Annotated in this window: 21 protein-coding genes and 1 riboswitch; of the genes, 12 read left to right on the top strand and 9 right to left on the bottom strand. The window is 71.9% G+C overall.

Annotated elements, in window-relative coordinates:
- The first annotated feature begins 75 nt into the window (after positions 1-75).
- Positions 76-1,497 carry an NAD(P)/FAD-dependent oxidoreductase gene (locus tag ACZ4Z4_RS06225; RefSeq protein ID WP_468322896.1) on the top strand — a complete coding sequence of 474 codons (1,422 nt, stop codon included), beginning with the start codon at positions 76-78 and terminating at the stop codon, positions 1,495-1,497.
- Between the two features lie 154 nt (positions 1,498-1,651).
- Positions 1,652-4,432: a glycosyl hydrolase family 65 domain-containing protein gene (locus ACZ4Z4_RS06220; protein WP_468322894.1), complete on the top strand. Its 2,781-nt coding sequence runs from the start codon at positions 1,652-1,654 to the stop codon at positions 4,430-4,432.
- Positions 4,433-4,435: 3 nt separating this feature from the next.
- Here the strand turns inward: ACZ4Z4_RS06220 and ACZ4Z4_RS06215 are convergent, their stop codons facing one another.
- The 4 genes from ACZ4Z4_RS06215 to ACZ4Z4_RS06200 form a co-directional block, all read right to left on the bottom strand.
- On the bottom strand, positions 4,436-4,852 hold the full coding sequence (locus ACZ4Z4_RS06215) for a hypothetical protein (protein WP_468322891.1): 417 nt from the start codon (positions 4,850-4,852) through the stop codon (positions 4,436-4,438).
- Positions 4,853-5,014: 162 nt separating this feature from the next.
- Positions 5,015-7,333: a 5-methyltetrahydropteroyltriglutamate--homocysteine S-methyltransferase gene (metE, locus tag ACZ4Z4_RS06210; protein ID WP_468322888.1), complete on the bottom strand. Its 2,319-nt coding sequence runs from the start codon at positions 7,331-7,333 to the stop codon at positions 5,015-5,017.
- Positions 7,334-7,499: 166 nt separating this feature from the next.
- Positions 7,500-7,719: riboswitch (cobalamin riboswitch) on the bottom strand.
- A gap of 91 nt (positions 7,720-7,810) precedes the next feature.
- Positions 7,811-8,611 carry a hypothetical protein gene (locus tag ACZ4Z4_RS06205; RefSeq protein ID WP_468322885.1) on the bottom strand — a complete coding sequence of 267 codons (801 nt, stop codon included), beginning with the start codon at positions 8,609-8,611 and terminating at the stop codon, positions 7,811-7,813.
- A 176-nt stretch (positions 8,612-8,787) separates the two neighbouring features.
- Complete coding sequence (locus ACZ4Z4_RS06200; RefSeq protein WP_468322882.1) at positions 8,788-9,999, bottom strand: hypothetical protein; 1,212 nt, start codon at positions 9,997-9,999, stop codon at positions 8,788-8,790.
- Positions 10,000-10,094: 95 nt separating this feature from the next.
- Between ACZ4Z4_RS06200 and ACZ4Z4_RS06195 the strand changes: the two genes are divergently transcribed.
- Complete coding sequence (locus ACZ4Z4_RS06195) at positions 10,095-11,054, top strand: LysR family transcriptional regulator (RefSeq protein ID WP_468322879.1); 960 nt, start codon at positions 10,095-10,097, stop codon at positions 11,052-11,054.
- 25 nt (positions 11,055-11,079) lie between these two features.
- Here the strand turns inward: ACZ4Z4_RS06195 and ACZ4Z4_RS06190 are convergent, their stop codons facing one another.
- Both ACZ4Z4_RS06190 and ACZ4Z4_RS06185 read right to left on the bottom strand, forming a co-directional pair.
- The gene (locus ACZ4Z4_RS06190; RefSeq protein WP_468322876.1) at positions 11,080-11,739 is read right to left on the bottom strand and encodes a TetR/AcrR family transcriptional regulator; all 660 of its coding nucleotides are present in this window, start codon (positions 11,737-11,739) and stop codon (positions 11,080-11,082) included.
- A 54-nt stretch (positions 11,740-11,793) separates the two neighbouring features.
- Positions 11,794-12,735, bottom strand: a complete 942-nt coding sequence (locus ACZ4Z4_RS06185; protein WP_468322873.1) for an alpha/beta fold hydrolase — start codon at positions 12,733-12,735, stop codon at positions 11,794-11,796.
- 212 nt (positions 12,736-12,947) lie between these two features.
- Between ACZ4Z4_RS06185 and ACZ4Z4_RS06180 the strand changes: the two genes are divergently transcribed.
- Both ACZ4Z4_RS06180 and ACZ4Z4_RS06175 read left to right on the top strand, forming a co-directional pair.
- Entirely contained in the window at positions 12,948-14,114 is a 1,167-nt protein-coding gene (locus tag ACZ4Z4_RS06180) for an acyl-CoA dehydrogenase family protein (RefSeq protein ID WP_468324150.1), read from the top strand.
- Positions 14,111-14,863, top strand: coding sequence for an SDR family oxidoreductase (locus ACZ4Z4_RS06175; protein WP_468322870.1), 753 nt, complete (start codon positions 14,111-14,113; stop codon positions 14,861-14,863). The genes ACZ4Z4_RS06180 and ACZ4Z4_RS06175 overlap by 4 nt, the downstream gene beginning before the upstream one ends.
- A gap of 31 nt (positions 14,864-14,894) precedes the next feature.
- Here the strand turns inward: ACZ4Z4_RS06175 and ACZ4Z4_RS06170 are convergent, their stop codons facing one another.
- On the bottom strand, positions 14,895-15,461 hold the full coding sequence (locus ACZ4Z4_RS06170; protein ID WP_468322868.1) for an MmyB family transcriptional regulator: 567 nt from the start codon (positions 15,459-15,461) through the stop codon (positions 14,895-14,897).
- Between the two features lie 161 nt (positions 15,462-15,622).
- On the bottom strand, positions 15,623-16,567 hold the full coding sequence (locus ACZ4Z4_RS06165; RefSeq protein ID WP_468322865.1) for an MBL fold metallo-hydrolase: 945 nt from the start codon (positions 16,565-16,567) through the stop codon (positions 15,623-15,625).
- Between the two features lie 164 nt (positions 16,568-16,731).
- Here ACZ4Z4_RS06165 and pstS point away from each other — a divergent pair, with 164 nt between their 5' ends.
- Positions 16,732-17,883: a phosphate ABC transporter substrate-binding protein PstS gene (gene pstS / locus ACZ4Z4_RS06160; RefSeq protein WP_468322862.1), complete on the top strand. Its 1,152-nt coding sequence runs from the start codon at positions 16,732-16,734 to the stop codon at positions 17,881-17,883.
- A 28-nt stretch (positions 17,884-17,911) separates the two neighbouring features.
- Here pstS and ACZ4Z4_RS06155 read toward each other — a convergent pair whose 3' ends face one another.
- Positions 17,912-19,144: a cytochrome P450 gene (locus ACZ4Z4_RS06155; RefSeq protein ID WP_468322860.1), complete on the bottom strand. Its 1,233-nt coding sequence runs from the start codon at positions 19,142-19,144 to the stop codon at positions 17,912-17,914.
- 294 nt (positions 19,145-19,438) lie between these two features.
- On the opposite strand from ACZ4Z4_RS06155, the gene ACZ4Z4_RS06150 reads away from it, so the two are divergent.
- The 6 genes from ACZ4Z4_RS06150 to ACZ4Z4_RS06125 all read left to right on the top strand — a co-directional run bounded on the left by ACZ4Z4_RS06150 (position 19,439) and on the right by ACZ4Z4_RS06125 (position 24,343).
- Positions 19,439-19,711, top strand: coding sequence for an SCO0607 family lipoprotein (locus ACZ4Z4_RS06150; RefSeq protein ID WP_468322857.1), 273 nt, complete (start codon positions 19,439-19,441; stop codon positions 19,709-19,711).
- 217 nt (positions 19,712-19,928) lie between these two features.
- Entirely contained in the window at positions 19,929-20,327 is a 399-nt protein-coding gene (locus tag ACZ4Z4_RS06145) for a four-helix bundle copper-binding protein (RefSeq protein WP_468322853.1), read from the top strand.
- A gap of 131 nt (positions 20,328-20,458) precedes the next feature.
- Entirely contained in the window at positions 20,459-21,226 is a 768-nt protein-coding gene (locus ACZ4Z4_RS06140) for a class I SAM-dependent methyltransferase (RefSeq protein ID WP_468322851.1), read from the top strand.
- 201 nt (positions 21,227-21,427) lie between these two features.
- Complete coding sequence (locus tag ACZ4Z4_RS06135; RefSeq protein ID WP_468324147.1) at positions 21,428-22,447, top strand: FecCD family ABC transporter permease; 1,020 nt, start codon at positions 21,428-21,430, stop codon at positions 22,445-22,447.
- Between the two features lies 1 nt (position 22,448).
- Entirely contained in the window at positions 22,449-23,327 is an 879-nt protein-coding gene (locus ACZ4Z4_RS06130) for an ABC transporter ATP-binding protein (protein ID WP_468322849.1), read from the top strand.
- On the top strand, positions 23,324-24,343 hold the full coding sequence (locus ACZ4Z4_RS06125) for an ABC transporter substrate-binding protein (RefSeq protein WP_468322846.1): 1,020 nt from the start codon (positions 23,324-23,326) through the stop codon (positions 24,341-24,343). The genes ACZ4Z4_RS06130 and ACZ4Z4_RS06125 overlap by 4 nt, the downstream gene beginning before the upstream one ends.
- Positions 24,344-24,345: the final 2 nt, after the last annotated feature.

Genomic DNA, 24,345 nt, shown 5'->3' with positions numbered 1-24,345 from the left:
GCCGAGGGTCCGCGACCCGCAGTTTGGAATGAACTCCCTTACAGAACGGGCCCGTACGTCCGGAAGGTCGTGGTCATGAAGGCACAGGGCAGCACCTCGGGCGGGAGCGGCCGCGCGGTGGTGGTGGGCGCGGGAATGGCCGGGATGCTGGCCGCGGCGGTGCTGGCCGACCGGGTGGGCGAGGTGGTGCTCGTCGACCGGGACCGCATGCCGGCCGGGCCCGGACCGCGCCGGGGACTGCCACAGGCGCGCCACGCGCACCTGATGATGTCCGGTGGCGCGCACGTCATCGACTCCCTCCTTCCGGGCATGGTCGACGCATGGGTGGCCGCGGGTGCGCGGCGGGTGATGGTGACGGAGGGGATGGCCGTGCTCGGGCCGGGAGGCTGGTTCCCGCGCAGGCCCGGCACGACGTTCTTCGTCTCCTGCACCCGGGACCTGCTCGACGCGGTGGTGCGCGAGCGCGTCCTGTCCCTGCCGCGGGTGGTGCTGCGGGACGGCACCGAGGCGGTGGAACTGCTCGGTGACCGACGCCGTGTGGTCGGCGTGGCCGTCCGCGGGACCGACGGGGGAGCGGTCGAGAACCTGCCGGCGGACCTCGTGGTCGACGCCTCGGGCCGCGGCTCGCAGGCGCCGCGCCACCTCGCCCGCCTCGGGCTGCCCGCCGTCCGCGAGGAGACGGTCGACGCCGGTCAGGTCTACGCCACCCGGCTCTTCCGCGCGCCGCCGGGCGCGGAGGACTTCCCCATGGTCAGCATCCAGCCCGACCCCCACTCCGGAGGCCCCGGCCGGGCCGCCACCTTGCTGCCCGTCGAGGGCGGCCGCTGGCTGGTCACCGTCGCGGGCACCCGCGGCGCCGAACCCACCAGGGAGTGCGCCGACTTCGAGCCGTTCGCCCGGAGCCTGCGCGACCCCGTCCTCGCCGACGTGATCTCCCGCGCCGAACCCCTGACCGACGTCCGCCTCACCCGCAGCACGGTCAACCGGCGCCGCCGTTTCGAAAGGCTCCCCTCCGCACCGGAGGGGTACGTCGTTCTCGGTGACGCCCTCGCCACCTTCAACCCCGTCTACGGCCAGGGCCTGTCGGTCGTCGCGCACAGCGCGGAGGCGCTGGGCCGGGCCCTGCGCGAGCGCGACATCCGTTCCGCGGGCTTCGCCCGGCACGTGCAGCGAGCGGTGGCCCGCACGACAGGCAGCCCCTGGGATCTGGCCACCGGCGAGGACCTCAACTATCCGGGGACCAGCGGCAAACGCCCACCGCCGACCGCCCGGCTGTTGCGCGGCTACACCCAGCGGATGATGCGGGCCGCCACCGGCGACCCGGCGGTCCTCCGGGCGCTGGCCGATCTCATGACACTCTCCGCGGGCCTGACCTGCCTGCTCAGGCCCGCGGTGCTGCTCGGCGTCGCCCGGGGCCCCGGCCGTGACGCCCAGCGGAGCGCGCCCTTCACGCCGGACGAGCTCTCCCTGTGCGGGCTCGACGGCACGCGGCGCTGACCCGGGCGCCCCCCGACCCTGCCGACCCGACACACCCAGTACGTACGACCTCATGTCTTCGACACTTGACCGATAACGCTCATCTATTGACGTCACTTGTTCAGAAAATTTATGGTCCCTGGACCTCGCAGGTGAACCAGAGTGACGGAGAACAATGACGTACTCCCCCGGTGCGCTGCCGCGTGCCGCCCGACTGACCGCGGTGCTGCTGGCCGGAGCCCTCGTCGCCTCGGTGCCGCCGGCCGCCTCCCAGCCGGTACGGAGCGGCGACAACGCCGCGGCCCCGGACTGCCGGAAGGGTGACGTCGACCGGGCCGGGGGCGGAACCCGTGACGGCTGGACGCTCACCTCCACCACCCGCGCCGACGCGTCGGACTCCCACCACGCCTTCGTCGGCAACGGCTATCTGGGGCAACGCGTGCCGCCGAACGGGTCCGGTTACACGGACAGCGAGGCCAAGACCGGCTGGCCGCTGTTCACCCCGCGCTACGACGGCTCCTTCGTGTCCGGCCTGTACGCCCACAACAAGAAGACCGCCGAGGACCGACAGGCCGTCGCCGCGCTGCCCACCTGGACCGCGCTGACCCTCAGCACCGGCGGGGCCCGCGCCGACACCTTCAACTCTTCGACGCCGTCCGGACGCATTTCCGACTATCGCCAGTCGCTCCACCTCGACTGCGGTCTCGTCCGCACCTCGCTGACGTGGACCGCCACGGACGGGCGCCGCACCGACCTCGTGTACGAGGTGCTCGCCGACCGCGCCGACCCGCACGTGGGCGCCGTACGCATGCGCATGACCCCGCACTGGAGCGGCGAGGCGACCGTCACCGACATGCTGGACGGGCGCGGCGCACGGCGCATCCAGCAGACCGGCGGCGGCGACCGCACCGCCGAGCACCGTGGCGGGCGCCGGACCGCACCGACCATGGACGTCACCTTCCGCACGGACGGCACGAAGGTCGACGGCGCCGTCGCCTCCACCCTCCGCGCCGGACGCGGTCTGCACGGGGCCAGGGCGCGAAAGGCGTCACCAGCGCAAAGGCTGACAGCACGTCAGGCGCTGGCCCTGCCGGTCCGGCGCGGGCAGTCGTACGACTTCACCAAGTACGTGGGCGTCGACACGTCCCTCACCTCACGCGCGCCGCGCCGGGACGCCACCGCCACCTCGCGGCGCGCCGCCGACCGCGGCTGGCGGACGCTGCTCCGCTCCCACACCGCCGCCTGGTCGCGGCTCTGGCGCGCCGACATCGAGGTGCGCGGGCGGCGCGACATGCAGGCATGGGTGCGGTCCGCGCAGTACGGGCTGCTCTCCAACACCCGCGAGGGTGCCGCCAACAGCATCGCTCCGGCAGGCCTGACCAGCGACAACTACGCGGGCCTCGTTTTCTGGGACGCCGAGACATGGATGTACCCCGCCCTGCTCGCCACCCGCCCCGAACTCGCCAGGTCCGTCGTCGACTACCGCTACCGGACCCGCGCGAAGGCTCGCGAGAACGCCCGCGAACTCGGCTACCAAGGGCTCTTCTACCCCTGGAACAGCGGCAGTTCCGGTGACCTCGCCAAGGAGTGCCACAGCGTCGACCCGCCGCACTGCCGCACCCAGATCCACCTCCAGTCCGACATCTCCCTGGCCACCTGGCAGTACTACCTGGCCACCAAGGACACCCGCTGGCTGCGCGAGCGCGGCTGGCCGGTGATGAAGGGCATCGCCGAGTTCTGGGCGGGCCGCGTCAGCCGCAACACGGACGGCAGCTACTCCATCAAGGACACCGCGGGGCCCGACGAGTACAGCAACGGCGTCGATGACGCGGTCTTCACCAACGCGGGTGCCGTGACCGCCCTGCGCCACGCCACCCGCGCCGCCGAACTGCTCGGCAAGCGGGCACCCGCCGAGTGGAAGACCGTCGCCGACCGCATCCGGATCCCGTACGACGAGCGCCGCAAGGTCTTCCAGCAGTACGACGGCTACGACGGCGGCACCATCAAGCAGGCCGACACGGTCCTCCTGATGTACCCGCTGGAGTGGCGGATGCCCGAGGGGTCGGCGGCCGCCACCCTCGACTACTACGCGCAGCGCACCGACCCGGACGGCCCCGCCATGACGGACTCGGTGCACGCCGTCGACGCCGCCGGGATCGGTGAGCCGGGCTGCTCCACGTACACCTATCTGGAGCGTTCCATCAGGCCGTTCGTGCGCGGCCCGTTCGCCCAGTTCTCGGAGGCCCGCGGCGACAAGGCGGGCGCGGAGGACCCGCTGTCGGGCTCGCCCGCGCACGACTTCCTCACCGGCAAGGGCGGTTTCCTCCAGACCTTCACCAACGGCCTGACCGGCCTGCGGATGCGGGAGAACCGCCTCCACCTCGACCCGATGCTCCCTCCGCAGTTCGACCGCGGCGTCACCCTGCGCGGACTGACCTGGCAGGGACGTACGTACGACATCGAGCTCGGCGCCCACCGCACCACCGTGCGCCTCACGGGCGGTGAGCCGATGACGCTCGACACCCCGCAGGGCGAGCAGATCGTCAGCAAGGGCGCCCCGGCCGTCCTCAAGACCCGCCGCCCCGACCTGACACCCACCACCAACGCGGCCCGCTGCACCACCGCCGAGGCCTCGTCCGAGCAGCCCGGCATGTACGCGGGAGCCGCCGTCGACGGGAACTCGGCCACGGCCTGGGTCCCGGACGGCGCACGCGGCCGGCTGACGACGGACCTCGCCAAACCCGTCCGCGTCGGCGAGGTCACCCCGACCTGGACCGAAACCGAACCCGTCGCCCACACCGTCGAGCTCTCCCTCGACGGCCGGCACTGGCACCGCGCGGAGGCCGACACCACGCGACTCGCGCGGTACGTCCGGGTGACGGTGCGCGGCGACGCGGACGCGAAGAAGCACCCCGGGATCGCCGAGCTGACGGTGAACCAGCTGACGGTGAACTAGCCGTCAGCGCCGGTGGCCCAGCGGACACAGAGCCCTTTCGCCGCCGTCCGCCTCTTGCAGATGCCAGTGCCGGGCGCAGTAGGGGACGTCGCATCCCGCGCAGAAGCCCGCGTCCCCCTTGAGCCCCGCCGTGTGGACGCGGGCGAAGGTGCGCGGGTAGCGGAAGGCGTCGCGGTAGCGGCTCGCGTCGTCGGCGGTGACGTTCTCCCCGGTGCCGTTCGTGTACGCCTCGCTCTCCACGGTGAACCACCAGAGCGAGGGGCTTCTCGACGCGGCGTAGGCGGCGCGGCTCAACGCGGTCCAGCGCGGCATGCTCACGGGATCCATGTGGGGAGGGGTGAACTCCAGGTGCGCGACGCGTGCTTTGCACACGGCGCAGGCCACGTACAGGACGAACAGGAGTGAGGGAATTTGTCTCATGGCGTCCGGCCTTGGAGGTGAGGCGAGGAGTGCTCTCCGACTGAACGCATCCTCGCACAACGCAACGCGCCACCGAGCGCGAAGAAACACACCTGCGCGGACGTGTCCTGCCGGGCGGGAGCACGCCGCTCCCGCCCGGGTCCGTCACACCGCGTCAGGCCGTCAGGAGCCGGTCAGCTCCGCACGGACCGTCCTGGCCGCCGCGACCAGGTTCTCCAGCGAGGACCTGGTCTCGGGCCAGCCGCGCGTCTTCAGACCGCAGTCGGGGTTGACCCAGAGCCGTTCGGCCGGGATGGCGTCGAGTCCCTTGCGGAGCAGCGCCGCCGCCTCCTCGGCGCTCGGCACGCGCGGGGAGTGGATGTCGTACACGCCGGGGCCCGCCTCGCGCGGATATCCGTGGGCGGCGAGTTCACGCGCGACCTGCATGTGGGAACGGGCCGCCTCCAGGCTGATGACGTCGGCGTCGAGGTCGTCGATCGCCTGGACGACGTCCCCGAACTCGGCGTAGCACATGTGCGTGTGGATCTGCGTGTCCGGGCGCACCCCGCCGGTGGTGAGGCGGAACGCCTCCGTGGCCCAGGCCAGGTAGGCGGGGTGGTCGGCGGCGCGCAGCGGCAGCGTCTCGCGCAGCGCGGGCTCGTCGACCTGGATGACGGAGGTCCCGGCCGCCTCCAGGTCGTTCACCTCGTCGCGCAGGGCGAGCGCCACCTGGCGGGCGGTGTCGCCGAGCGGCTGGTCGTCGCGGACGAAGGACCAGGCGAGCATGGTGACGGGCCCGGTGAGCATCCCTTTGACGGGACGGCCGGTCAGGGACTGGGCGTACGTCGTCCAGCGCACCGTCATCGGCTCGGGCCGCGAGATGTCGCCCGCGAGGATCGGCGGACGCACATAGCGGGTGCCGTACGACTGGACCCAGCCGTGCTGCGTGGCGAGGTAGCCGGTGAGCTGTTCGGCGAAGTACTGCACCATGTCGTTGCGCTCGGGCTCACCGTGCACCAGGACGTCGATGCCCGCCTTCTCCTGGAAGGAGACGACCTCCTGGATCTCGGCCCTGATGCGCTCCTCGTACTTGGAGCCGTCGATCCGGCCGGCCCGCAGATCGGCGCGGGCGGCCCGCAGTTCACCGGTCTGCGGGAAGGAGCCGATGGTCGTCGTCGGCAGGAGCGGGAGGCGGAGGGCGGCGCGCTGGGCCGCCGCCCGCTCCGCGTACGGCTGGGAGCGCCGTGCGTCGGCGTCGGTGACGGCTTCGGTGCGGGCGCGGACGGCCGGGTCGTGGGTGATGGGGGAGCCCGCTCGCGACGCCAGGTCGGCGCGGTTCGCGGCGAGTTGGGTGGAGATCGTGTGCGTACCCCGGGCCAGGCCCCTGGCGAGGGTCACGATCTCGGTGGTCTTCTGGCGGGCGAAGGCCAGCCAGCGCAGGATCTGCGGCTCGATGTCGCGTTCAAGGGCGGTGTCGACGGGGACGTGGAGGAGCGAACAGGAGGCGGCCACGTCGACCCGGTCGGCGAGCCCGAGCAGGGTGCCGAGCGTGGCCAGGGAGTGCTCCAGGTCGTTGACCCAGATGTTGCGGCCGTCGACGACACCGGCGACGAGGCGCTTGCCGGGCAGGCCGCCCACGGCCGCGAGCCCGTCGAGATTGGCGGCGGCCGCCCCGGTGAAGTCGAGGGCGAGGCCGTCGACCGGGGCCTTGGCGAGCACCGGCAGGGCGTCGCCGAGCCGGTCGAAGTACGTGGCGACGAGCAGCTTGGGGCGGTCGGTGAGGGCGCCCAGGTCGCGGTAGGCGCGCTCGGCCGCGTTCAGTTCGGCCGGCGTGCGGTCCTGGACGAGGGCGGGCTCGTCGAGCTGCACCCATTCGGCGCCCGCCGCGCGCAGGTCCGCGAGGACCTCGGCGTACACCGGCAGGAGGCGGTCGAGGAGGGTCAGCGGTTCGAAGTCGGCGGGCACTCCCGGCGCCGGCTTGGCCAGCAGCAGGTAGGTGACGGGGCCGACGAGGACGGGCCGCGCCGAAAGTCCCAGCCCCCGGGCCTCGTTGAACTCGGTGACCTGCTTGGTGGAGTCGGCGCCGAACACCGTGCCCGGACCCAGCTCCGGTACCAGGTAGTGGTAGTTGGTGTCGAACCACTTCGTCATCTCCAGCGGCGCCACGTCCTGCGTGCCGCGCGCCATCGCGAAGTAGCCGTCGAGCGTGTCCTTCTCGACCGCGGCGCGGTGCCGTTCGGGGACGGCGCCGACCATGACGGTGGTGTCCAGGACGTGGTCGTAGTACGAGAAGTCGCCGGTCGGGACTTCGCCGATGCCGGCGTCGGCGAGTTCCCGCCAGTTCGCGCGGCGGAGTTCGGCGGCGGCGGTACGGAGGGCGTCGGCGGTGACGCGGCCCTTCCAGTAGCCCTCGACGGCCTTCTTCAGTTCGCGGCCCTGGCCCTGGCGGGGGTAGCCGTACACGGTGGCCCGTGCTGCCGCGGCTGCGGGCTTGGTGGTCACGGAGATCTCCTTCGCGAGATGAATCCCTGAGATCCCGGGGACGGGACGAGAGCGCGAAGGGGCGAACGACCGGACGGGAGAGGGATCGCGCGGGTGGCGCGGCCGTCCGTCCGATGTGTGCGCCGACCCGCCCTCGAGGTCACCGGGATATCCGCGCCCGAAACGGTTCGCGCGCGGACAGCGGGCAGGTCTTCGGACTCGCGGGCACATCCTCCGGGGAGGACGCCTACTGGCCGTCGCTTCCCAGGACCGGTCTTGCGGTCCCAGTGCGTGTGACGGCGGTCGTTCCCGCTCACCGCTGCGGGGCAGTCCCGGATTCCCACCGGGTTCCCTCTTGCGACGCTCCCGCCTGGCGGACGGGGCGAACCAGCTGCACTGATCACCTTACGACGGCGCCCACCGGCCGGCCGGGACATGGCCGGATCCGAAAGGTGAGCTGCGCCACGCGGCGGCGCCACGCGGCGCCCCGTCGATCGGCTAGCCCTGACACTCCCGTGCCCGGCGGCCGGTCCCGCTGAGCAGGTCGACGCGTTGTCCCGCGCCCTCCTTGAGGACGTAGAGGGTGCCGTCCTCGGGCGTCCAGTAGCGGGGGACCAGGAAGACGCGGTCCCCGGAGACGTGGAACAGCCGCAGCCCGCCGTACTCGTACGCGTACTGGCTGCCCTTGCCGGTGACGCGACGGAAGCAGCTGCCGCCGCCGCGGATCATCAGATCCTTCTCGCTGAAGACGACGACGGCGGGGAAGTCGTCGCTGCGCAGGGTCCGCACGGTCAGCTCCGCCCGGCCGCGCCCCGCGATCGCCGCGTACGTCGACACGGCCCAGAACAGCGACAGGACGCAGACGAAGAGAGTGAGCCCCCAGAGCCGCAGGTCCCGGCGGTCACGGGTACGGGCGTACGCGTTGAGCGCGAAGCCGCCGATCGCGGTGAGCGGCAGCAGCAGGTCGAACAGCCAGGGGTTGAGCGGATACAGCGGTACGAGGACGAGGGGCACCGCCCACGCGAACCGCAGCACGCGCACGGCGCGGTCGAGCCGTTCCGGTGCGCCCGCCGCCCAGCGGAGCAGTCCGAGCGCGCCGAGCGCGATGCCCGCCGCGAACCAGGCGGGCAGGTAGAGGGCTCCGACGCTGCGCAACAGGTAGTCGCTGGTGGAGAAGTGGAAGACGGTGTCACGCAGGCCGAGGGCCTTGGTCTCGGCGTCGGTGCTCGCCCAGCCGAAGTAGAAGAGGACCGCGGTCAGGAGGGTGACGAGGGAGCCGATGGCGCCGACGAGCTCCAACCAGCCGATGGCGGGTTCGGAGGGGGGCGGGGGAGGGGACGGGGCCGGATCTGGGACCGGGTCCGGGGCGGGGGCGGGGTGGGGCGCTGGGTCGGGGTCGGCGGGCGGTTCCGGTTCTGGTTCTGGTTCTGGTTCTGGTTCGGGTGACGGTGGCGGTGGCGGTTCCGGAGGCTCACTCATCGGGACGGTGAGTCGGACGCGGGCGAGGAGGACGCGGGCGACGCGGACGTCGGTGAGGCGGACATCGGTGACGCGGAGGAGGGTGACGCGGAAGAGGCCGAGGGCGACTCCTGGATGCCGCTCCAGTCGAGCGTGAACGCCGCCTGCTTCGTCACCTTGACTCCGCTCTTCGTCACGAGCGTCACGTCGATGCTCTTCGGGCGCAGACCGCCGAAGCCGTCGGGGCCCGGCAGGTCCACCGTGACCGTTCCGTCCTTGCAGCACCTCGCCTTGTCGTCCTCGTCGCCGAAGGGTTTCAGGACGATCGGATCCGTCAGCTCCGCGGCGCGCAGTTCCACGGTGTCCGGCGCGTCCGGCCAGGTTCCGTAGAAGCCGATCGACGCACCCGGCGCGACGGCGGCGTCCGTGGCGGCGATCCTGTTCTCACAGGCGACGGAGCCCGCCGGGGCGGACCGCAGCACGACCCGCTCGCCGGGGTGCCGCTTGTAGTAGGCGACGAAGCGTCGCAGGACCGCGAAGGCCTCGCCGTCCTTGCACAGGTATCGGTCGGTTCCCGGCCGGTAGCCGGCCGCGCTGAGCCCCGCTTCGGCGCGGGTGGCGATGTTCAGTCCTTCCTTCTCGCCGTAGGCGGCCTTGCAGATCCCGGCGAGTCCCTCGATGACTTTCCAGGACTCGGCGGAGGCCGAGTTGCCGGACCCCTTCTGCGCGGCGGTCGCGCTCTCGTAGGCCAGTTGGCACTCGCCCCTCTGCAACGCGTCGTACAAGCTGTCCGGCTCGGGTTGTTCGTCCGTGTTGGGCGACTTGGGTCCCCACGGCAGCCAGCCGGGCGGCTTTCCGCCCCCACGGTTTCCGCCGCCGTCCCGGCCGCCGTCTCCGCTCCGATCCCCGTCTCGGTCCCCGTCCTTGCCGCCGGTCTGCCAGGACCCGTCCGTCGACCCGTCGGTCGTACCGCCCGACGCCCCGTCCGTTCCCCCGCCCGTGTCGCCCCCGCCCGGAGTGCCCGTGCCACCGCCGACGGTGCCCGTGCCCGTACCCGTCTCCGTGCTGGTGCTCCCGCCCGCGGAACCCCCGCCGCCTCCGCGCGCCCCGCCATCGGGCGACGCGACTCCCCGTATCCCGAAGAACAACCCCACCACCAGGACGAACCCGATGACGGCAAAGGCCCAGACAGGCACCTGAACGGCGCCCGGACCGGAGCGGACAGCCATGGCGACACCCCCGTTTCGCCTCCCTCACATGATGCTGCGCAGCGGCGGCGCCCGGTATCCCTTTGACAGGCCGATCACCCCTTAACCTCCTGAGCATGGGAAAGAGGAATGCCGACGGAGAGCCCGCGGAGGAGAACCCGGGCGGTGCGCCGGGTGCCGTGCCGCTGGACCTGAACCAGCTGCGCACGTTCCTGGCGGTGTACCGCTCCGGCTCCTTCACCGCGGCCGCACGTCTCCTGGGCCTGTCGCAGCCCACGGTCACCGCGCAGATCCGCTCCCTGGAGCGGCAGCTCGACCGGGAGCTGTTCGAGCGGCTGCCGCGTGGCGCCGCCCCCGCCCCCTTCGCCGACGAGCTGGCGTCCCGGATCGTCGACCCCCTGGACGCCCTCGCGGAGGTCGCGGGCCACGGCGGGGGCGGCTCCGCCGAGCCGGTCCACGTGGCGGGCCCGGCGGAGCTCCTGTCGCACTGTGTGCTGCCCCGTCTCGCCCCGCTGGTGGAGAAGGGTGTGCTGCTGCGGATCGCGACCGGTCTGACGGAAGAGCTCTTGGAGGAGATGCGGGCGGGCCGGCACGATCTGCTGATCGCCACGGCCCGGCCCCGCGGCCGCGCGTTGGCCGCCGTCCCGCTGGCCGACGAGGAGTTCGTCCTGGTCACGTCGGCGGTCTGGGCGGAGCGGATCGGCGGGTCCGCGCGCATCGCCGCCGACGGGCCCGCGGCGCTGCACGGCGTCCCCCTGGTGGCGTACGCCGAGGATCTGCCCATCGTCCGCCGTTACTGGCGGCACGTCTTCGGCAAGCGTCTGGTCTGCAAGCCCGCCGTCACCATGCCCGACCTGCGCGCGGTCAGGGACGCCGTCGTCGGCGGTGTCGGCTTCAGCGTGCTGCCGCGCTATCTGTGCCTCGACGAACTCGCGTCGGGGGCCCTGGTCCTGCTGAACGACCCGGACGACCCGCCCATCAACACCGGCTATCTGGTCCAGCGGCCCGGCTCCGCGGACAACCCGCACGTCGCCCTGGTCAGGGACCACCTGCTGGAGTCCGCGCGCGGCTGGTGACGAGGCGCGGGCAGGCCGTCGTCGGTCAGGTCCCCGGCGGCACCGGGTCCCGCAGCCGCAGGCCGTTCACCCAGATGGTGTTGAGCGTCGTGACGAGCCGCTCGTACGGGATGCGCTGCTTGAGCACGAAGACCGTGTAGGCCATGCGGCTCACCATCACGGACAGGGCGTGCGCGGTGATCAGCGGATCCAGCTCGGTGTCGGCCTGGCCGTTCTCCTGGAGGGTCCGGATCAGCTTGGCGTTGCGCCGGGCGAAGGCGTTGCCCCGCTCGACGCGCAACGCCATGAACTGCTCGTCGACCTGGGCGACCTGCTCGAACAGGGCCATGAGGCGGGCGTTCTTCTTGTACGCGCGCAGGTATTCGCGGTTCGAGGCGTCGATCAGCTCACGGGGATCGGTGATGCCGGTGCGCTCGCGCAGGTGCGGGTGGAGCATCTCCTCCTGCACCTGCTCGACGAGCGCCTGGAAGATCTCTTCCTTGCTGTTGAAGTACGTGTAGAACGACCCGGAGGCGACGTGTGCCGCCTTGGCGATGTCGGTGATGCGGGCGTCCAGGTAGCCGTCGCGCTCGAAGACCTCGCGCGCGGCGGCGATCAGGGCGTTGCGCGTCCTGACGCCGCGGGCGCTGCGGGGCGTGATCGGTTGCTTCTGACCGCCGTCTGCGGCCGGGGCCCGGGCAGTCACTGCGATCCATTCACTCTCGGTCGAACCTGTCCGTATCGGTGGCAGCGGATGTTATCAGCCGACTGTCCGGAGGAAGTCGAGGAGAGCGGCGTTGACCTCGTCGGGGCGCTGCTGCTGGATCCAGTGGCCCGCGCCGTCGAGCACGATGTGGCCGCGCTGATCGGTGAGCATCAGGTCGAGGTCCTTGGCGGACATGAACTGCCCGACAGGGTCCTTCGAACCCGTGACGAACAGCGAGGGCTGGGTGACGCGCCGGTCGGCGAGGTACTCGGTGAGTTCCCAGTTGCGGTCGAGGTTGCGGTAGTAGTTGAGGCCGCCGGTGAACCCGGTCCGCTCGAACGTGTCGACGTAGTAGGCGAGTTCGCCCTCGTCGAGCCACGGCGGGGGCGGCGACTGCTCGTCCGCCCGCTCGGCCCAGCGGGCGGAGTAGATCTCCCTCGCGGTGAGCGTCCTGCGGACGTTCCGGCGCAGGGCCTCGTCCGCGACGCCGCGCTCCTGGAACCACACCATGTAGAAGTCGTCGCCGAGGCGCTTGCGCAGGATCGGCAGCGGCGGCGCCGGGGCCCGCCGCGTCACCGGCACGCTCATCCCGGCCACCGCGCGCACCCGCTCCGGGTGGGCCAGGGCCAGCTGCCACACGACCATGGCGCCCCAGTCGTGCCCCACGAAGACGGCGTCGTCCGCGCCCACGTCGTCGAGGACCGCGGTCAGGTCGCCGCAGAGCGACAGGACGTCGTACGCGTCGACGTCGGCGGGGCGTGAGCTCCCGCCGTAGCCCCGCATGTCCGGGGCGAGGACGCGGTATCCCGCCTTCGCCAGCGCGAAGATCTGGTGCCGCCAGGAGAACGCCAGCTCGGGAAAGCCGTGGCAGAGCACCACCGGGGGCCTGCCCGGTCGTGCGTCGCCGTGATCGAAGACGCGGAGGGTGACGTCGCCGGAGGCGACCTCGCGCGTCGCGACGCGCTCCCACTCGGCGATCGGGATGTGTGCCGGCATGTGCGTAACCTCCGTCGCCCACACTGAACTTGACGCTGGATTCAAACATACAGGGTGCCCGCAGGCCGGTGCCGCCGAGACCCTTGAAGTTGAACCCGGATTCAAATACGTTGACGGCGTCCGGGCGAGCGAAGGTCAAGACCGTGGGAGGACGACGCGTGTTCGACGTGACCGACAGGGCCAAGGAGTACCAGGAGCGGCTGCTCGCCTTCATGGACGAGCACGTCCACCCCGCCGAGGCGGTGTACGAGGCGCAGATGGCGGAGTCGGGCGACCCGCACTTCCACCCGCCGGTCCTGGAGGAGCTCAAGGCCGAGGCGCGGCGGCAGGGCCTGTGGAACCTCTTCCACCCGCATCCGGAGTGGGGTCCGGGCCTGACCAACCTGGAGTACGCGACGCTGGCCGAGATCATGGGCCGCAGCGCGCACCTCGCCCCCGAGGCCACCAACTGCAACGCGCCGGACACCGGCAACATGGAGGTCCTCACGCTCTTCGGCACCGAGGAGCACAAGGAGAAGTGGCTGAAGCCGCTGCTCGCCGGCGAGATCGCGTCCGCGTTCGCGATGACCGAGCCCGCCGTCGCCAGCTCGGACGCCCGCAACATCGAGCTGCGGATGGTCCGCGACGGCGACGAGTACGTCCTCAACGGCCGCAAGTGGTGGACCTCCAACGCCCTGCACAAGAACTGCCGGGTGCTCATCGTCATGGGCAAGACCGACCCCGACGGGCCGAGCCACCGCCAGCAGAGCATGATGGTCGTCCCGCTCGACACCCCCGGCGTCACGGTCCTGCGCAACCTGCCGGTCTTCGGCTACCAGGACCGCGAGGGCCACGCCGAAGTGCTCTTCGAGGACGTACGCGTGCCCAGCACCGCCCTGCTCGCCGGCGAGGGCGACGGGTTCATGATCAGCCAGGCGCGGCTCGGGCCCGGCCGCATCCATCACTGCATGCGCACCATCGGCATGGCCGAGCGCGCCCTCGACCTGATGATCGACCGCGCCCGCTCGCGCACGACGTTCGGCGCGCCGCTCGCCGACCGGGCCAACATCCAGGACTGGATCGCCGAATCCCGCGTCGAGATCGACATGGCACGGCTGCTGACCCTGAAGGCCGCGCACCTGATGGACACCGTCGGCAACAAGGAGGCCCGCACGGAGATCGCCGCCATCAAGATCGCCGCGCCGCAGGTCGCGCTCAAGGTCGTCGACCGGGCGATCCAGGTGCACGGCGGCGGTGGCGTCAGCGACGACTTCCCGCTCGCGAGCATGTACGCCCATCTGCGCACCCTGCGTCTCGCCGACGGCCCCGACGAGGTGCACAAGCGCACCATCGCGCTGCGCGAGCTGCGGCGCCGCGAGACCGGGCGGAGCGCGCGGTGAGCGGCCCGCTGGACGGCCGGGTCGCCGTCGTCACCGGCGCGTCACGCGGCATCGGACTCGCGGCGGCCGCCGCCCTGCGCGACCGCGGGGCGCAGGTCGTGATCACCTCGCGCAGCGAGGAACGCGCCGAGGAGGCGGCCGGCCGACTGGGCGGCGGCGTCGCGGGGTTCGGGGCCCACGCCACCGACGAGGCCGCCGCGCGCGCCTGCGTCGAGCACACCGTCGCGACGTACGGCAGCCTCGACATCCTGGTCAACAACGCCGGTACGAACCCGGCGTACGGCCCGGTCGTCGACCAGGACCACGGGCGCTTCGCCAAGACGATGGACGTCAACCTGTGGGCGCCGATCCTGTGGACGTCGCTCGCCGTGAAGGCGTGGATGGGGGAGCACGGCGGGTCCGTCGTCAACACCGCCTCCATCGGCGGGCTCTCGGTCGCCCGGGACGTCGGGATCTACCACGTCTCCAAAGCCGCGCTCATCCACCTCACCAAGCAGCTCGCCCTCGAACTCGGCCCGAAGGTCCGGGTGAACGCCATCGCGCCCGGCGTCGTCCGCACACGACTGGCCGAGGCGCTCTGGCAGGAGAACGAGGCGCGGGTCGCCGCGGCCACCCCGCTCGGCCGCATCGGCGAACCGGAGGACCTGGGGGAGGCCGTGGCGTTCCTCGCGGGGGACGGCGCGCGCTGGATCACGGGCGAGACGCTCGTCGTGGACGGCGGGCAGCTCCTCGGGGGCGGGCCGCTGTGAGCCACCCGTGACGAGCGCGTGCCCGTGCGGCTCAACGCCTCATGGCAGCGGGCGTGTTGGTGTGTACGTCCGGATGTGACGACGCGTGTGCGGCTCTCAGGGGCGGGGGCTGCTGCGGGCGGACCGTGCCGGGCCGGAACCGCATCATCACGAACCGCGCGTCGATGTCCGGGAGGGGGTTCGCGGCGGTCACGATCACCCATCCCGGCCCGTGCGCGGCGTGGTCGACCTGGCGCACGGCTCCGTCGGGGTGGACGGCCCGCGAGGCCGCGGTCGCCAGGTAGATGGGCCCGGCGACGGGGTCGAACCGTACGTCGCTGGCCAGCTCGACGAGTTCGGGGTCGGCCGGGTGGTCGGCGACGGCCTGCCTGAGCGCCGGGCAGGCCCCCCGCGCCCAGTCGTCGGCCCAGTTCAGCAGCGTGCCCTCACGGGCCCGGTCGTCGAGCAGCATCCACCGCATGATGTTGGCCGGCGCGCGGCCGTCCGGGAAGAGTCCTTCGAACTCGGCGTTGCACGCCACGACGTTCCAGTGCCGGTCGGCTATGTAGGCCATCGAGCCCGTGACCGACTCGACGACCGTCCGCCAGACCCCATGCATCGGCGCCCACCTTCGTAAGTCCTGCTCGTCCGGCTGCACTTGTCCGTTCTCCTCGCGTCACATCGTCCCGGTCTTCGTGCGATCACAGCTCGTCCGGACAAGCCTAGCCAGCGCCGGCCAACAACGGAGGCGGGGCTTCCGACGGTGTGACGGACGGCGGACTACTGGTAGGCCCAGGCCGCGGCCCGGCCGGCGAGTTCGAGAACGTGGGGAGGAGAGGGGTCGCCCCGAAGGTGGCTGTATTCGAGGGCGGTCACGATCATGAGGCGCTCGGGCAGTCCCAGGTGAGGGAAGAGATTCCGCTGGGCGAGGTCGTCCATCGCCTTCTCGGCGGACATCCCGGCCTCGAAGCGCAGCCGGACTTCGCGCTGCACGGTGCGGAGGTAGACGAGGTGCTCCTCGAGACCGGCGCGGTCGGTCCGCGGCCCGTGGCCGGGGATGACGACCCGCGGGTCGAAGCCGAGGACGAGCTCACAGGCGTCGATGATGTTCTGGAGCGGTCCGGCCCAGTGCGGGGGGTGGTCGCCGTGGAAGAAGACGTCGCCGGTGCAGACGACGTCCCCGATGCGGACCACGAGGTCGCCGACGTGGTGCGCGGGCCCCACGTCGTACAGCTCCACCTCCTTGTCTCCGACGGTGAACGTGTACCGGCCGGAGAAGGTCAGGGTGGGCTCGGTCAGCCGGGCCGACGCGAAGTCGAAGACACCGAAGTGGTCGCGCAGGTAACGGCCCAGGGGAGTGTCGGCCGGTGTCTGGCGCACGAGTGCGTGCATCTGTTCCGGGGTCGGCTCGTGGTGCAGGTGGTCGCTGCCCGCGCGGGTGGCGATGATCTCCGCTCCGGGGAACAGGTGGTTGCCGAAGGTGTGGTCTCCGTTCGCGTGGGTGTTGACCACGGTCCGCACGGTCCGGTCGCCGAGCCGGGGCCGGGCCGCGGCGATCATCGCCTCGGTCAACGGCCCGTCGTACGGGGTGTCGACGACTGCCGCGTCGGAGCCGGAGACGATCCATAAGCAGTTGGCGTAACCCCAGCGGCCCGCGCCCTCGGGAGCCCACAGGAAGAGCCCATCGGTGCCGGGCACCGGAGTGAGCCGGTCAGGTAAGTTCATGGAGGCATTATCGCTCACCCTGTGTCATGCTCCGCCTACCGATCGGCCCGTGTACCGCGGCGTGTCGCCCGATGTTCGCTCCGGATTCACCCGGCGGCGCCGTTGATCGGCGAGCATCTGAGGTCCGGTCGAGATCCATTTCGCGGTACCCCGAGGGGACAACGTTGCAACGCCCACGTCCAGGACGTACGTACCAAGGAGCGGGAGCGCGCACCGCGGTCTCCCTGACGGCTCTGCTGTCGCTGTCACTGACGGGATGCGGTGTCCTCGGGGACGGCGATGACGACGGGGGCGGGGCGTCGGCCGCCGGTGCCGCCGCCGTCGCGGGGATCGACTGTGCCGCCGCGGGCAAGGTCCAGGGGACCGGGTCGAGCGCCCAGCAGAACGCGATGAAGTACTGGATCAAGCACTACCAGGCCGCGTGCCCCGGCGTGCGGATCGCGTACAACCCGATCGGATCCGGCGCGGGCGGCGCGCAGTTCCTGCGGGGCGCGACCGCGTTCGGCGGCTCCGACAGCGCGTTGAAGCCCGACGAGGTCGAACGCTCCAAGGACGTCTGCCGGGGCGGGCGGGCCATCGACCTGCCCATGGTCGGCGGCCCCATCGCGATCGGCTACGACGTGCCCGGCGTGGACGACCTCGTCCTCGACGCCCCGACCCTCGCCAGGATCTTCGACCGGAAGATCACCACGTGGGACGACCCGGCGATCCAGCGCCTCAACCCCGGCGCCGAGCTGCCCGCCATGCCCATCCGCCCCGTGCACCGGTCCGACGACTCGGGCACCACGCAGAACTTCCAGGCCTACCTCGCGGGCGCGGCCCCCGCTGCCTGGTCCCACCCGGTGAGCAAGGCCTGGCAGGGCACGGGCGGCGCGTCCGCGAGCGGGTCCAGCGGCGTCGCCTCCGAAGTGACCTCCGGCTTCGGCGCGATCGGCTACTTCGAGCTGTCCTTCGCGCGGGCCCGCCACATAAAGACCGTGAGCATCGACACGGGCGCGCCCGCGCCCGTCGCGCCGACGCCCGGGACGGCCTCGGCAGGCATCGCGGCGGCCGCCCGGGTCGCGGGCGAGGGCAAGGACATGAAGCTCAAGTTCCGTTACGGGGCGCGGACTCCCGGCGCGTACCCGATCGTGCAGGTCACCTACGAGATCGTCTGTGACAAGGGGAACCACAAGGAGACCCTGCCCGCCCTGAAGTCCTTCCTGGCCTACACCGCGAGCAAGGCGGGTCAGAAGGACCTGTCCCGGCTGAACTACGCGCCGCTGCCGGAGTCCGTCGCCGGCCAGGTGCGCGACGTGGTGCGCACGCTCTCCTGACGCACGCCCCCGGGTGCCGGGCCGCTGCCTACGCCTCGCCCCAGGTGACGGGGAGTTCGCGGACTCCGAAGATGTTCATGCCCTCGCGCAGCCGTACGTCATCGGGTGCGACCGCGAGGCGCAGTGTCGGGAAGCGGGTGACGAGGGCGGGGAAGGCCACCCGCATCTCGACGCGGGCCAGCTGCTGGCCCAGGCACTGGTGGGCGCCGTGGCCGAAGCCCAGGTGGCCGATGGCCTTGCGGCGCAGGTCGAGCACGTCGGGGTCGGGGAACTTCGCCGGGTCGCGGTTGGCGGCCTCCATCGACACGGCGACGGACTCGCCCTTCCTGATCAGCCCGCCCTCCACCTCGACGTCCTCCAGCGCGGCACGCACCGCGGTCTGGGCGATGGTCGCGTACCGCATCAGCTCCTCGACGGCCCCGTCGGCGAGCTCGGGTTCGGCGCGCAGGGCGGCGAGCTGGTCCGGATGGGTCAGCAGGGCGAACGTGCCGAACGCGATCATGTTGGCGGTGGTGTCGAGGCCGGCGCCCAGCAGGAAGCCGCCGATGCCGGTCAGTTCGTCGTCGGTGAGGTCGCTGTCGGTCAGATCGCTGAGCAGGTCGTCGGTGGGGGCGGCGCGCTTGTGCAGGACGAGTTCCCGCACGTACTCCTCGATGGCGGTCATGGCCGCGTAGCGCTCCTCCTCGGTGGAGCTCAGTGTCATGGCCGTCTCGGTGTGCCGCTGGAACAGGTCCTGGTCGGCGTAGGGCACTCCGAGCAGCTCGCAGATCATGAGCGCAGGGATGGGCCGCGCGTACGCCTGGAGAAGGTCGAGGACGGGACCCTGTCGCTCCATGGCGTCGAGGTGGTCGGCGGTGATCCGCTCGACCCGTTCCGTGAGCAGCCGCATGCGGCGCACCGTGAACTTGCCCGCGAGCAGCCGCCGGTAACGGGTGTGCTCGGGCGCGTCGAGGCCCGTGAGGTCTCCCGTCGGGGCGGGCGGCAGCTCGCCGGTGACTCCCATGGCGACGGGCATGTGCAGCAGTTCGTAGCGGGAGCTGAAGCGTGCGTCGCTCAAGACCGCACGGGCGGCGGAGTGGCCGGTGACCAGCCAGCCCATGTGCCCGTCGGGGTACCGCATCCGCGTGACCGGCCGCTCCTCGCACAGCCGCGTCAGTTCGGCGGGTGGATCGAAGGGGCAGCCCGCGGTGCGGGACGTCGGCAAGCCGCTGACGGGCTCGTGCGGGCTGCTGACGGGATCGGTCGACAGATGGTTCTGCATGGGTGTTCCCCTTCGGTGCGAAGCGCTGTGACGTCAGAATGGCACATTGAATGGCACATGAGTGACGCCAATTCGAGCCACTATGGCTCCCGGTGGCGCATCGGCTGCACGCTCCGGTCTGAGTACGCGTACTCATGAACCCCACTCGCGGCTCGCACAAGCTGGGCGTACAGGCCGAAGTGATCTGATCGAGGAGAGGGAGCAGCCGTGGGTGGCAGCAGCCGAGTTCGTCCGGGGTCCGGAATGCGTCGGGTGTCGCGAGCGGCGGGGGGTGGCCGGTCGGCGCGGTCCCTCATGGGGCTCGCGCTGGCGGGCGCGACGGCCGCCGCCCTGCTGACCGGCTGCTCCATGGAGGACGCGGTGTGCGGCGGCGGGGAGTACCCGGTCCTGCGGGTCGGCGGCAGCGGGTCCGCGTGCCAGCCCGACGGGGAGGATCCGCCGAAGGGCTATGCCCGCTATCCGGAGGGGAAGGTCCCCGAGCACGTCGGGGACAAGTGGGACGAGTACTGGAGCGACCGCACGCTCGACAAGAACGGAAAGATCATCGAACTGAAGGAAGGTCAGTGACCGGACGGCGGCTCGTGCGCCAAGCCCGGACCGAGGAATTCGGAACGCATTGCGACGCGTGGGTGTGAGCGCCTCCTCAGCGGGCACTCGACTGTTGGGCCCCGCCGTGTCTCCCCCGTCGCGGCGGGGCCTTCCCCTGTCTTCGCGCCGTCCGTCGCGGCCGGTTTCAACCACCACGCGGCGGCTACCCGTGCGGGACCGAAGGGAGGGGGTCCCCGTGACAGTCACGACCGTGCCCGCAGCCCCGTCGACGAGGAAGCGGGAGGAGCCGAGCCACCAGGACCTCGTCCGGTATCTGGAGGACCGCTTCGCCTGCGCGCAGGCCTGCGAGGAGTGCGTACGCGCCTGCGCCATGCGCCAGGGCCCGGCCGAGTGCGGGGACGGGCGCCGGCTCAACACCGCCTGCGCGGACGTGTGCGACGCGACGTCCCGCATCCTCGCCGAACAGGCCGACCAGGACGAGGAACGGATCCGCGTCCAGGTCGAGTGGTGCCGCGCGATCTGCCTCCGGTGCGCCTCCCTCTGCGACCGCGACCCCGCGGCGGCCCGCTGCGCCGACGCCTGCCGCCGCTGCGCGAAGGCGTGCGACGACTTCCTGACGACACTGGGCCGCTAGCCGGACCGCAGCGACCGCCCGGAACACACGACGGCCAACTCCTCGGGAACCAGAACACGGCACCGTCCGACCACTGCACCAGAGCCCGCGCACTTTGCGCGCACCACGCAGTGGAACGAGGTAGCAGCTGTATGCACTGGTACGAGGACGACGGATTCTGGTCGGACTTCTCCGAGACCATGTTCTCCGAGCGCAGGCGCGCGGAGGTCGAGGCCCTGGTCACCGGGGCTCCGCTGCTCGACTTCCCGGCCGGCAGCCGGGTGCTCGACCTGTGCTGCGGGCCCGGCCTCTACCTGGTGCCGCTGGCCCGCCGCGGCCACGCGGTGACCGGCGTCGACCTCAGCGCCGCCATGCTGAAGCAGGCCGAGGCGGCGTGCGCGGAAGCCGACGTCGACGTCAGGCTCGTACGGGCGGACATGCTGACCCACGTCGAGCCACAGACGTACGACGTGGTGCTCAACCTCTTCACCTCGTTCGGTTACTTCGACGACCCGCTCGACAACGCGCGCGTCCTGCGCAACGCCCACGACTCCCTCGTCCCGGGCGGACGGCTGCTCGTCGACGTGATGGGCAAGGAGGTCATCGCGGGCTGGATCGGCCGCCCGCAGCTCGTCGAACTCGACGGCGGCGCCTACGTCGTGCAGCGCGACACCATCCTGGACAGCTGGACCCGGCTGCGCACCGACTGGACGCTCGTGCGGGACGGCCAGGCGCGCGAGTCGTCCCTCACCTCCTTCCTCTACAGCGCGGCCGAGCTGCGCGCGCTCTTCGAGGCGGCCGGCTTCACCGACGTGCGGTGCTACGGCGACTTCGACGGCGGCCCCTACGACAACCACTCGAAGCGCCTCGTGGTGAGCGGCACCCGCCCCCAAACGCCCGCGAACACCCGGGAACTCTGAAGCGGTCGCGGCCGACTACTGGTCGGTGGACGGAGCCGGACCCGACGCGTCCGCCGACCCGCACGTGAACGAGGGGACTTCATGACCGAGGCCGCATCCGCGACGCCGCGTCCGGGCCGTACCGCCCGCTCGCGCGGCGCACCACACCAGGGCCCCGAGCACCGTGCCGCGGAGGACCGGCCCGCGGGGCGCGGCCGGCTGCTGACCACGCTCGTGGCGCTCTCCGTGACGCTCGTGGTCTCCGTCCTGGCCGGCATCGCCCTGGGACCGACCGTCGTACCGCTCGGCGACGTCGTGCGCTTCCTGACCGCAGCCCTCACCGGAGGCGGCATCGGGGCGGACGAGGTGACGGGGTACTCCATCGTCTGGCACGTGCGCACCCCGCGGGTGCTGCTCGCCGCGGTCGTGGGGGCCGGGCTCTCCGTCGTGGGCGTCGCCATCCAGGCGCTGGTGCGCAACGCCCTCGCGGACCCGTTCGTGCTGGGCATCTCGTCGGGGGCCTCGGTGGGGGCGACCGGGGTCGTCGTGTTCGGGATCTTCGGCGGGCTCGGCGTCTACGCCCTGTCGGCCGCCGCGTTCCTCGGGGCCCTCGGCGCGACGGTCCTCGTGTATCTGGCCGCGCGCGGCCCGCTGGGGCTGACACCGCTGCGCCTTGTGCTGACCGGGGTGGCGCTGGCGTACGGCTTCCAGGCGCTCATGAGCGTCCTGGTGTTCCTCGCGCCCAACGGACATGCCGCCCGGACCGTGCTGTTCTGGCTCCTCGGCAGCCTCGGATCGGCGACCTGGGAGTCCCTGCCGCTGGTCACCGCGGCCGTGGTGACCGCCGTCGTGGTGCTGCTGCGACACAGCAGGTCCCTGGACGTCCTTTCGCTCGGCGACGAGACCGCGGCCAGCCTCGGCGTGGACGCGGACGCGCTGCGGCGCGGGCTCTTCGTGCTCACCGCGGCCGTCACCGGGCTGATCGTCGCGGTCAGCGGCGCCATCGGCTTCGTCGGCCTCGTCCTGCCCCACGTGGTGCGGATCTGGGTCGGCTCCACGCACCGGCGGGTGCTCGCCGTCGCGCCGCTGGCCGGGGCCTGCTTCATGGTCTGGGTCGACCTGGTGGCACGGACCGCGTTCGCGCCCGAGGAACTGCCGCTCGGCGTGATCACCGCGCTGATCGGAGTGCCGGTGTTCGTCGTCCTGATGCGCCGCCGCGGCTATCTGTTCGGAGGCCGGTGACATGGTCCTCTCCCTGCACGACCTGACGGTCGAGGCGGCCGGACGCGCCCTCGTCGACCGGTTGTGCCTCGATGTCGCCGCCGGTTCGGTCGTCGGGCTCGTCGGCCCCAACGGCAGCGGCAAGTCGACCGCTCTGCGCTGCGTCTACCGGGCGCTGAAGCCGACGTCCGGAGCCGTCCTGCTCGACGGGACCGACCTGACGACGCTGAAACTGCGCGACAGCGCCCGCTCGATCGCCGCCCTGACCCAGGAGAGCCACACCGAACTCGACTTCACCGTCGAGGAGGTGGTCGCCCTGGGCCGCGCCCCGCATGCACAGGGCAACCATCCGCTGACCGGCCGCGAGCGGGAGCTGTGTCGGCAGGCGATGGACCGGCTGGACGTCGCCCACCTCGCGGACCGCAGTGTGCTGAGCCTCTCCGGCGGGGAGCGGCAGCGGGTGCTCGTCGCGCGTGCCCTCGCCCAGGAACCCCGCCTCCTGGTCCTCGACGAACCCACCAACCACCTCGACGTACGGCACCAGGTGGAGCTGCTGTCCTTCCTGCGCGGCTCCGGGCTCACCGTGCTGACCGCTCTGCACGACCTCAACCTTGCGGCGCAGGTCTGCGACCGCATCGCCGTGCTCGGCGGCGGCTGCCTGGTCGCATCGGGCGCCCCCGCCGAGGTCCTGACGCCGGAGCTGGTGCGCAAGGTGTTCGGCGTCGACGCGGACGTCGTGCCCCACCCGCGCACCGGAATCCCCCAACTGCTCTACGACCTCGTCCCCGCCGCCGGCACCGCCGTCCCGGCCCCCACGGCCGTCCAAGACCCCACCGATCCCCACGCTCCCGCTGAACCACCGGCCTCCGCCGACGCTTTCCCGGAAGGACCACACGCGTGACCAGACCACCGATTCCCCGAGCCCTCGCCGCCGGGCTGCTGGCCACCGGGCTCGTGCTGACCGCCGGCTGCGGCGCCGAGGTCGAACAGCAGGCGGCGGACGGCAAACCCGACACCGTCACCGTCTCCAACTGCGGCAAGGACGTCACGTACACCCGCCCTAAGAGGGCGATCGCCTACGACGTGAGCGGCGCGGAGAAGATGTTCGCCCTGGGCCTGGCCGGCCGAATGCGCGGATACGTCATGAACAAGCTCGGCGACCCCTCCATCAAGGGCTCGCCGTGGCGCGAGAAGTACTCCGAGGTCGAGCGGCTCGGCACCGAGCGCATCACCCGGGAGATCGTCGTCGACGCGAACGCCGACTGGGTGCTCGCCGGCTGGAACTCCGGCTTCAGCGAGGAGCGCGGCATCACCCCCGCCCTCCTCGACAAGGTCGGCGTCGCCAGCTACCTGCACACCGAGACCTGCTGGGACTACGGCAAGAAGAAGGCCCGTGCCGGCGATGTGCCGCCGCTCCAGGCGCTCTACACGGACCTGGACAACCTCGGCAGGATCTTCGGGGTCGAGAAGCGGGCCGACAAGCTCGTCGGTGACCTCGAGAAGCGGGTCGCCGCGGTGAAGAAGACGTGGCCCGACAAGGGCGACCCGGCCAAGGTGTTCGTCTACGACTCGGGCACCGACCAGCCGTTCACCGCAGGCCGGCACGCCGCACCGGACGGCATCATCACCGCCGCCGGCGGCACCAACGTCTTCGGAGACCTCGACAAGGGGTGGACGACGGTGGGCTGGGAGCCGGTCATCGAGGCCAGGCCCGACGTCATCGTGATCGTCGACTACGCGGACCAGCCCGCGAAGGAGAAGATCGCCTACCTCAAGTCGCTGCCCGCCCTGAAATCCGTCCCCGCGGTGAAGAACAACCGCTTCCACGTCATGTCGTACGGCGACGTCGTCAGCGGCCCCCGCAACGTCACGGGCGCCGAGGACCTCGGCCGCTACCTGCGCTCGGTCGGGCGGTGACG

It is taken from the genome of Streptomyces sp. NPDC030245, assembly GCF_055572995.1.
This window is presented reverse-complemented; position numbering and strand designations above follow the sequence as displayed.

Bases quoted from the DNA above. Each gene is read 5' to 3' on its own strand.
- ACZ4Z4_RS06220 (WP_468322894.1), top strand. From the start codon at position 1,652: ATGACGTACTCCCCCGGTGCGCTGCCGCGTGCCGCCCGACTGACCGCG.
- ACZ4Z4_RS06140 (WP_468322851.1), top strand. From the start codon at position 20,459: ATGCACTGGTACGAGGACGACGGATTCTGGTCGGACTTCTCCGAGACC.
- ACZ4Z4_RS06215 (WP_468322891.1), bottom strand. From the start codon at position 4,852: ATGAGACAAATTCCCTCACTCCTGTTCGTCCTGTACGTGGCCTGCGCC.
- ACZ4Z4_RS06150 (WP_468322857.1), top strand. From the start codon at position 19,439: ATGGGGCTCGCGCTGGCGGGCGCGACGGCCGCCGCCCTGCTGACCGGC.
- ACZ4Z4_RS06200 (WP_468322882.1), bottom strand. From the start codon at position 9,999: ATGGCTGTCCGCTCCGGTCCGGGCGCCGTTCAGGTGCCTGTCTGGGCC.
- ACZ4Z4_RS06180 (WP_468324150.1), top strand. From the start codon at position 12,948: ATGGACGAGCACGTCCACCCCGCCGAGGCGGTGTACGAGGCGCAGATG.
- ACZ4Z4_RS06225 (WP_468322896.1), top strand. From the start codon at position 76: ATGAAGGCACAGGGCAGCACCTCGGGCGGGAGCGGCCGCGCGGTGGTG.
- ACZ4Z4_RS06165 (WP_468322865.1), bottom strand. From the start codon at position 16,567: ATGAACTTACCTGACCGGCTCACTCCGGTGCCCGGCACCGATGGGCTC.
- ACZ4Z4_RS06185 (WP_468322873.1), bottom strand. From the start codon at position 12,735: ATGCCGGCACACATCCCGATCGCCGAGTGGGAGCGCGTCGCGACGCGC.
- ACZ4Z4_RS06155 (WP_468322860.1), bottom strand. From the start codon at position 19,144: ATGCAGAACCATCTGTCGACCGATCCCGTCAGCAGCCCGCACGAGCCC.
- ACZ4Z4_RS06130 (WP_468322849.1), top strand. From the start codon at position 22,449: ATGGTCCTCTCCCTGCACGACCTGACGGTCGAGGCGGCCGGACGCGCC.
- ACZ4Z4_RS06170 (WP_468322868.1), bottom strand. From the start codon at position 15,461: ATGCATGGGGTCTGGCGGACGGTCGTCGAGTCGGTCACGGGCTCGATG.
- ACZ4Z4_RS06195 (WP_468322879.1), top strand. From the start codon at position 10,095: ATGGGAAAGAGGAATGCCGACGGAGAGCCCGCGGAGGAGAACCCGGGC.